Below are 8,476 nucleotides of genomic sequence, written 5' to 3'. Positions count from 1 at the left end.
GGTGCTTGAAGCTGTCTGCTTTGGGCATTGTTTGAACCAGTGCTGTAAGTGCCTTGGTAAAAACAGTTGTTGTCATAAAGCAGATAGGAAAAAGCCCCGTACTGAGGTTAATCAATACGAGGCTCCCTAATGCCGAACAACATTACGGTAGCTTCTTACCTGCTGAAAGGCAAGGCAAGGAGGCTGAATATGCCACAAAAATATCCCCTTCTTACTTGAAATTACAGCGTTGTTAGCTGCTCTCGTTCACCCGAATCACTTACTTATGTAAGCTCATCGGGATTTACTCGTTTGCCGCCTAGCTGCAACTCCAATTACTTTGGGGATATATCAGTATTGTTGGTATGTCGTCGTTTGGTTTTATATCAGCATAAAAAAAGCCAGTCAGGGTGAACTGACTGGCTTGATACCCCCGAGTAAATCAGGGGCGGCATAAACTGTTATTACAGTTTAGAGGCGTTTTCAGACAGGTATTTAGCTACGCCATCTGGTGATGCACCCATACCTGCTTTACCTTTCTCCCACTGAGCAGGGCAAACTTCGCCGTGTTCTTCGTGGAATTGCAGTGCATCAACAGTACGGATCATTTCGTCGATGTTACGGCCGATTGGCAGGTCGTTAACGATTTGGCTGCGAACAATACCATTTTTGTCGATCAGGAATGAACCGCGCAATGCAACGCCAGCTTCTGGGTGTTCAATGCCGTAGGCTTTCTGAATTTCACGTTTGGTATCAGCAACCATTGGGTATTTAACTTCACCAATGCCGCCTTTATCAACGGGGGTTTTACGCCATGCGTTGTGCACAAACTCAGAGTCAAAAGAAACACCAACAACTTCAACGCCACGTTTCTGGAATTCTTCGTAACGGTGGTCGAAAGCGATCAACTCTGAAGGACAAACGAAAGTGAAGTCCATTGGCCAGAAGAACAGGACGGCAGGGCGGCCGTTCAGGTGTTTTTTCAGGTTGAAGTTTTCAACGATTTCGCCGCTACCAAGAACAGCAGCTGCTGTAAAATCAGGGGCTTGACGAGTTACCAGAACCATAAATTACTCCTGTTAATAGGGATGGATTAACCAGTTGTCTTAAAAGTATCGGCACAGCATAGGTATTTAAGCGCAATGAATAAAGGGATAAATACCAATCGCTGTGATAGCTTTTACCTATCGTTACGACGTTTTTAGTTTCGTAGTCTTGCTAAGATACCCATTCTGGCAGAAAGCGCAAGTGACTTAGTAGTAATAACCATACAAATAAAGATGTTTTAAGCTAGATTTGTTGGCGTTGTGCCTGCAACATCATGGCAGGATAAAACGCCCAAAACAGTTGTTCTAACGGCTGATAGTGTTGTTCTATATCCTGAAAAGAGCCAGCAAGTGCTGCCAGTTTGGGCCGCCGATTAGCCATACCTTGTAACACATCAGCTATAAAGGGTAGTTCAGCATAGCGCTCCAGCCAACGCTCCCGCCACAGATAGGCATTAAGGTGCTGAAAGCGCGCGGGTGTCTGTGGTAGATGGGGCACAATCTGGCTTTGCGCATGCTGGATAAACCCGGGCAGCGTGTAGTCCGGCACCAGTTTATCCCAATTACGTGCCAGAAAATGATCCCACAGCACATCCAAAGTGATAGGGGCAACTCGGCGGTAATCAGCACTAAAATAGCGACGTGCTTCTTTGACCAGCGGCTGCGCGTCGGTCATGACATCAACGCGGCGATGCATCATAATCCCAGCCACAATCTCAGGGGCATATTCATCCTGTGGATTACCACGGACGAAATCTGCCAGCAGATTGCCCAGTAGGGAACTGTCAGCCAGTGTGGCTAAATGGAGGTGAGCGAGAAAATTCATCTGCAAAGTATATCCCTTCTTACTTGAAGTTGCAGCGGTGTTAGCTGCCGTCATTACGCGGTCAATTCCCTGGCCCACCTCTGCGGAGCTACTGTAAGCCGTGCTCAAATCCGCATCTGGCAGATTTGCCAACTGAATCACTGGTGGGCGTCAGCTTATCGAGATGCGTTCATTTACTGCCTGGCTGCGACGACAATTATTTTGGCTATAGCAAATGACCACCAATTGTCCTTATTTCTTGCAGCCAGCCCTTGAGGGCTCTAGACTAGCGGCCTGTTTTTGTGAACCGGCTCCAATCATACTCGTGAGCCGGGTCTGTTCTGATATCAAGTGGAAAGCTATGCGTGTTGCCGATTTTTCTTTTGAGCTGCCGGAATCTCTGATTGCCCATTATCCCCAGCCCCAGCGTAGCGGTTGCCGCTTACTGTCACTGGATGGCCCGACGGGAACGTTAACGCACGGAATTTTCACCGATTTGCTGGATAAACTGACGCCCGGCGATCTGCTGGTATTTAACAATACCCGCGTTATTCCAGCGCGCTTGTTTGGCCGTAAAGCCAGTGGCGGTAAGCTTGAAGTATTAGTAGAACGTGTTTTGGACGATCATCGTGTACTGGCCCATGTAAAAGCCTCCAAAGCACCTAAACCGGGTGCTGAGCTGCTGTTGGGCGATGACGAAAGTATTCGAGCCACGATGTTGGCACGCCATGACACCTTGTTCGAGCTGCGTTTTGACGATGAGCGGGATGTTTTTACTATCCTAAATGCCGTCGGCCATATGCCTTTGCCTCCTTATATTGACCGCCCTGATGAAGATGCTGACCGTGAATTGTACCAAACAGTCTACAGTGAGCGCCCAGGGGCAGTAGCCGCACCAACGGCCGGTTTACATTTTGATGAGCCAATGCTGGCCGCACTGCGCGAGAAAGGCATTGAGATGGCTTTCGTTACGCTACATGTCGGCGCGGGGACGTTCCAACCCGTGCGTGTAGACACCATTGAAGAGCACATCATGCATTCCGAATATGCAGAGGTACCTCAAGATGTGGTAGCTGCTGTTTTGGCTTGTAAGGCGCGTGGCAATCGTGTCGTGGCGGTTGGGACCACCTCGGTACGCTCATTGGAAAGTGCTGCTAAGGCGGCAGAGAACAGCCTGATTGCACCCTTCTTTGGTGACACCCGTATCTTTATCTACCCGGGTTATCATTATCAGGTTGTGGATGCCTTAGTGACCAACTTCCATTTACCTGAATCAACATTAATAATGTTGGTGTCTGCTTTCGCTGGGTATAAAAATACCATGAATGCATACCAGCAAGCGGTGGCAGAACAATACCGCTTTTTCAGTTACGGCGATGCGATGTTTATCAGCCGTAATCCACGGGCACCGCAAGAGACGGTTAACCCGTAAATTTTAGGTCACACATATTGTGTGATCCGGCAATAACAACATTAGACTGTTTCTCTAGTGCTGGAGGTTATGTGAAGTACGAATTACAAACAACTGATGGGCGCGCCCGTCGTGGTCGTCTTATCTTTGAGCGTGGCGTGGTAGAAACCCCGGCATTTATGCCTGTTGGCACCTATGGCACAGTTAAAGGGATGACACCGGAAGAAGTAAAAGAGACCGGTGCGCAGATTTTGCTGGGTAACACTTTCCACCTGTGGTTGCGTCCAGGTCAGGAAATCATGAAGTTGCATGGTGACTTGCATGATTTCATGCAGTGGCATGGCCCGATTCTGACTGACTCCGGCGGCTTCCAGGTATTCAGCTTGGGTGCGATGCGCAAAATCAAAGAAGAAGGGGTGATGTTCCAAAACCCGATCAACGGCGATAAAGTGTTCCTTAGCCCAGAAAAATCAATGGAAATTCAGTACGATCTCGGCTCCGATATCGTGATGATTTTTGATGAATGCACCCCCTATCCCTCGGACTGGGATTATGCCAAGCGTTCGATGGAGATGTCGTTGCGCTGGGCGGCCCGTAGTCGCCAACGCTTTGATGAACTGAACAATAAAAATGCATTGTTTGGTATTATTCAGGGTGGTGTTTACGAAGATTTACGTGATGTGTCAGTAAAAGGGCTGGTAGATATCGGTTTTGATGGTTACGCTGTGGGCGGTTTGGCGGTGGGTGAACCAAAAGAAGATATGCATCGTATTTTGGAGCATGTTTGCCCGCAGATTCCGGCAGATAAACCACGTTATCTGATGGGCGTGGGGAAACCAGAGGATCTGGTAGAAGGTGTGCGCCGTGGTATCGACATGTTTGACTGTGTGATGCCTACGCGTAATGCCCGTAACGGCCATTTGTTCGTCACTGACGGTGTGGTAAAAATCCGTAATGCCACGCATAAGGATGATGTTGCAACGTTGGATGAACATTGTGATTGCTACACTTGTCGCAATTATAGTCGTGCCTACTTGCATCATCTTGACCGTTGCAACGAAATACTGGGTGCGCGACTAAATACTATTCATAACCTGCGTTACTACCAGCGCTTAATGGCGGGTTTACGTCAGGCTATTGAAGAGGGTAAATTAGAGGTCTTCGTTGAAGATTTCTATGGCCGGATTGGGAAACCTGTTCCGCCATTAAATGCCTGATTTTAAAATTATTGCCTTTGTATTTGTAGATCTAACAGTTACGATTTACCGTTTCTGTTTTATCGCACTGATTTCACATTATTGATATTGATAACAATGAGGGAATTTTAATGAGTCTTTTCATTTCCGATGCTGTCGCATCCGCTGGGGCTCCGGCTCAAAGCAGCCCGTACTCCCTGGTGATTATGCTGGTGGTATTTGGTCTTATTTTCTACTTCATGATCCTGCGTCCACAGCAAAAACGTGCCAAAGAACACAAAAAACTGATGGATTCTATTGGTAAAGGTGATGAAGTGCTAACCACGGGTGGTTTACTTGGTCGTGTAACTAAAGTTGCGGAAACGGGTTATATCGTAATCGCACTGAACGACACCACTGAAGTGATGATCAAACGTGACTTCGTTGCTGCCGTTTTACCGAAAGGTACAATGAAGGCTCTGTAATTTTCGATTTTCCCGAAGGGAATTGCCGTGTTAAACCGTTATCCTTTGTGGAAGTATCTGATGCTGATCGTTGTGATCTTCATCGGTCTGCTATACGCACTTCCCAACCTTTATGGTGAGGATCCGGCTGTTCAAATCACTGGTGCGCGAGGAATCGCCGCCAGTGAAACAACGCTGGTCCAAGTCCGTGACGTTTTAGAAAAAGACAACATAGCGAGCAAGTCTATTGCGCTGGAGAACGGTGCAATCCTGGCTCGCTTTAGAGATCCTGACGTCCAGTTGCGTGCCCGTGAGGCACTGATGGCTGCGATGGGTGACAAATACGTTATCGCGCTGAATCTGGCTCCGGCAACACCCTCTTGGCTTGCCAAGCTAGGTGCAGAGCCGATGAAGCTGGGTCTTGACCTGCGCGGCGGTGTGCACTTCCTGATGGAAGTGGATATGGATACTGCGCTGGGCAAACTGCAAGAGCAAACGATGGATACCCTGCGCACCGATCTGCGTGAGAAAAATATCCCGTATGCCACGGTGCGTAAGCTTGATAACTATGGTGTTGAAGTGCGTTTTCGCGACGATAAAACCCGCGATGATGCCGTCAGCTACCTCTCTTCTCGCCACCGTGATCTGGTCATTGGCTCCAATGGTAGCAATACCTTAAAGGCAGTGATGACGGATGACCGTCTGCGGGAAGCGCGTGAATATGCAGTTCAACAAAACATTACTATCCTACGTAACCGGGTTAACCAGTTAGGTGTAGCCGAGCCGTTGGTTCAGCGCCAGGGATCGGATCGTATTGTGGTTGAATTACCGGGTATTCAGGATACCGCGCGTGCCAAAGAGATTCTTGGTGCGACGGCAACACTTGAGTTCCGTCTGGTAAATAGCAATGTTGATGCCTCTGTTGCTGCTTCCGGTCGGGTACCGGGTGATTCAGAAGTCAAAAATACTCGTGAAGGCCGCCCGGTTGTCTTGTACAAGCGCGTTATCCTGACCGGTGACCATATTACTGACTCAACCTCCAGCACCGACGAATATAACCAGGCTCAGGTTAATATCTCGCTCGATAGCGCCGGTGGTTCTCTGATGTCTAATTTTACCAAAGACAACATCGGCAAGCCGATGGCGACTTTGTTCGTAGAATATAAAGACAGCGGCAAAAAGGATGCTAACGGCCGAGCGATTCTGGTTAAGCAGGAAGAAGTTATCAACGTAGCGACTATTCAGTCACGCTTGGGTAACAGCTTCCGTATTACTGGCATTGATAACCCGGCTGAAGCTCGTCAGCTTTCCCTGTTGCTGCGTGCTGGTGCTCTGATTGCTCCTATCCAGATTGTGGAAGAGCGTACTATCGGGCCAACTCTGGGGTCACAGAACATCACCCAAGGTCTGGAAGCTTGCTTGTGGGGCCTGGCGGTATCTATCCTGTTTATGGTGATTTACTACCGTAAATTTGGTGTGATTGCCAGTACGGCGCTATTGGCTAACCTGGTGTTGATCGTGGGTGTGATGTCCTTGTTACCGGGGGCGACATTAACCATGCCGGGTATTGCCGGGATCGTATTGACATTGGCGGTAGCAGTTGATGCTAACGTACTGATTAATGAGCGAATAAAAGAAGAGTTCAGGAACGGGCGGACGATCCAGCAAGCGATTCATGAAGGGTACAAAGGTGCCTTCTCAAGTATCGTCGATGCGAACGTAACGACGCTTATCACGGCAATTATTCTTTATGCTGTGGGTACCGGTTCGATTAAAGGCTTTGCCATTACAACGGCAATCGGTGTTATAACGTCAATGTTCACCGCTATAGTCGGTACTCGTGCCATCGTCAACCTGCTTTACGGCGGCAAGCGCATTAACAAGCTGTCTATTTGAGGAGTACGTTGTGGCACAGGATTATACTGTTGAACAACTGAACTATGGCCGTAAAGTCTATGACTTTATGCGCTGGGATTACGTCGCTTTCGGCGTCTCGTTGTTGCTGTTGGTGGCATCGATTGTGGTGATGTCCACTAAAGGGTTCAACTGGGGTCTGGATTTCACCGGTGGTACGGTGATTGAAATTAACCTGGAAAAACCTGCGGATCTGGATCAACTGCGTGACACGCTGGAAAAAGCGGGCTTTGAATCGCCAATTCTGCAAAACTTTGGTAGCACCCGTGATGTGATGGTACGTATGCCACCCGCCACCGGAACTGCCGGGCAGGAATTGGGCAACAAAGTTATCTCTGTTATTAATGAGTCAGTTGATAAGAATGCTTCGGTAAAACGTATCGAATTCGTCGGGCCAAGTGTGGGCAGCGATTTAGCCCAAGCTGGCGGCATGGCGTTGATAGTCGCGTTACTGTGTATTCTGGTTTATGTCGGTTTCCGTTTTGAATGGCGTCTGGCGCTGGGGGCGGTTATCGCTTTGGCCCATGACGTGGTCATTACCATGGGGATCTTGTCGTTATTCCAGATTGAGATTGACCTGACCATCATTGCTTCATTGATGTCGGTTATTGGTTACTCACTAAACGACAGTATCGTGGTATCGGACCGTATTCGTGAGAACTTCCGCAAAATCCGTCGCGGTACGCCTTATGAAATCATGAACGTGTCTCTGACCCAGACCTTAAGCCGTACTATTATGACCTCTGCAACTACGCTGATGGTGGTATTGATGCTGTTCATCTTCGGTGGTGCGATGCTGCAAGGCTTCTCACTGACGATGTTGATCGGTGTTTCCATCGGTACCGTTTCATCCATCTACGTTGCGTCCGCGCTGGCGTTGAAACTGGGTATGAAACGTGAACACATGTTGCAGCAGAAAGTTGAGAAAGAAGGCGCAGACCAACCTTCAATCCTGCCTTAAGTTGTAAGTGGCAGTGCGAAAAGCAAGCCCTGATACCGGTGTATAGCTGCTATCAGGGCTTTTTTGTTTGAGTCGCCAGACTTCATTTTTGCCATAAAAAAACGATATTAAGCCATTTCCCTCACCGCTTTATTTATTACAAACTATTTTCAACTTACTTATTCTGTTAAATAAAACATTTCTGAAATGAATGAGCTTCTTATTTGTATTCACACGGCGTGATTTATAAGAATAGAAGATAAACTAATTGATTTATTTCATAAACTATAGAGTTGAACTGATAGTTGGTTATTTTATTCTTGCTACTATTTAGTCATTATTTAAATGGGTGCTTAAAATAGAGGTAGGGATGGACGCTAATAAAATCGATGGCTCAAAAATTAATTACCTCAATGATACCGAGAGTGTTTCACAACTGAGCACTCTGAAACATGATCTTTCAGACATTTTTAAAATAGCTATTGGAGGCAATGAAATAAAAGAAGGGGGTAATCTTGATATTTGTATAAACAGCGTTATGGAAGGTGATAGTATCGAATCTATTATTAATGAAATCAATGCATACCTACGGGTAAAAGCAAATGATAGTTTTTTGTGGTGGGGAATATCTGGTAAGTGTAAAAGATTTATTGACGAACTTGAATCTGCCACAAAAAACAACAAACTTAATATCTGTGATAAGTATGTATTATCAAAGGGGACTAATAATAAATATCAATTT

8 protein-coding genes are annotated in these 8,476 nt (G+C 47.2%); 6 read left to right on the top strand and 2 right to left on the bottom strand.

The window, feature by feature from the left end; translation table 11 throughout:
• Positions 1 to 443: 443 nt before the first annotated feature.
• Both V1952_RS17615 and V1952_RS17610 read right to left on the bottom strand, forming a co-directional pair.
• Complete coding sequence (locus V1952_RS17615) at positions 444 to 1,046, bottom strand: peroxiredoxin C (RefSeq protein ID WP_372558180.1); 603 nt, start codon at positions 1,044 to 1,046, stop codon at positions 444 to 446.
• 223 nt (positions 1,047 to 1,269) lie between these two features.
• Positions 1,270 to 1,851 (bottom strand): ACP phosphodiesterase, encoded by a 582-nt coding sequence (locus V1952_RS17610; protein WP_372559838.1) that lies wholly within the window; start codon positions 1,849 to 1,851, stop codon positions 1,270 to 1,272.
• Positions 1,852 to 2,191: 340 nt separating this feature from the next.
• Here V1952_RS17610 and queA point away from each other — a divergent pair, with 340 nt between their 5' ends.
• The 6 genes from queA to V1952_RS17580 form a co-directional block, all read left to right on the top strand.
• Positions 2,192 to 3,262, top strand: coding sequence for a tRNA preQ1(34) S-adenosylmethionine ribosyltransferase-isomerase QueA (gene queA / locus V1952_RS17605; protein WP_420072183.1), 1,071 nt, complete (start codon positions 2,192 to 2,194; stop codon positions 3,260 to 3,262).
• Between the two features lie 71 nt (positions 3,263 to 3,333).
• On the top strand, positions 3,334 to 4,458 hold the full coding sequence (tgt, locus tag V1952_RS17600; RefSeq protein WP_420075224.1) for a tRNA guanosine(34) transglycosylase Tgt: 1,125 nt from the start codon (positions 3,334 to 3,336) through the stop codon (positions 4,456 to 4,458).
• A gap of 110 nt (positions 4,459 to 4,568) precedes the next feature.
• Entirely contained in the window at positions 4,569 to 4,901 is a 333-nt protein-coding gene (gene yajC, locus V1952_RS17595) for a preprotein translocase subunit YajC (RefSeq protein ID WP_005166605.1), read from the top strand.
• Between the two features lie 27 nt (positions 4,902 to 4,928).
• Entirely contained in the window at positions 4,929 to 6,776 is a 1,848-nt protein-coding gene (gene secD, locus V1952_RS17590; protein ID WP_083160067.1) for a protein translocase subunit SecD, read from the top strand.
• 10 nt (positions 6,777 to 6,786) lie between these two features.
• Complete coding sequence (gene secF, locus V1952_RS17585; protein WP_083160065.1) at positions 6,787 to 7,755, top strand: protein translocase subunit SecF; 969 nt, start codon at positions 6,787 to 6,789, stop codon at positions 7,753 to 7,755.
• Between the two features lie 349 nt (positions 7,756 to 8,104).
• Positions 8,105 to 8,476, top strand: a 372-nt coding sequence (locus V1952_RS17580) for a hypothetical protein (protein WP_420075223.1), incomplete at its 3' end; no start/stop codon positions are given.

Source organism: Yersinia sp. 2542 StPb PI, assembly GCF_048593855.1.
GTDB lineage: Bacteria > Pseudomonadota > Gammaproteobacteria > Enterobacterales > Enterobacteriaceae > Yersinia > Yersinia enterocolitica_E.
Note: the sequence above shows the minus strand (reverse complement) of the source record. Positions and strands in the feature narration are given on the sequence as shown.

Bases quoted from the DNA above. Each gene is read 5' to 3' on its own strand.
- V1952_RS17615 (WP_372558180.1), bottom strand. From the start codon at position 1,046: ATGGTTCTGGTAACTCGTCAAGCCCCTGATTTTACAGCAGCTGCTGTT.
- V1952_RS17610 (WP_372559838.1), bottom strand. From the start codon at position 1,851: ATGAATTTTCTCGCTCACCTCCATTTAGCCACACTGGCTGACAGTTCC.
- queA (WP_420072183.1), top strand. From the start codon at position 2,192: ATGCGTGTTGCCGATTTTTCTTTTGAGCTGCCGGAATCTCTGATTGCC.
- yajC (WP_005166605.1), top strand. From the start codon at position 4,569: ATGAGTCTTTTCATTTCCGATGCTGTCGCATCCGCTGGGGCTCCGGCT.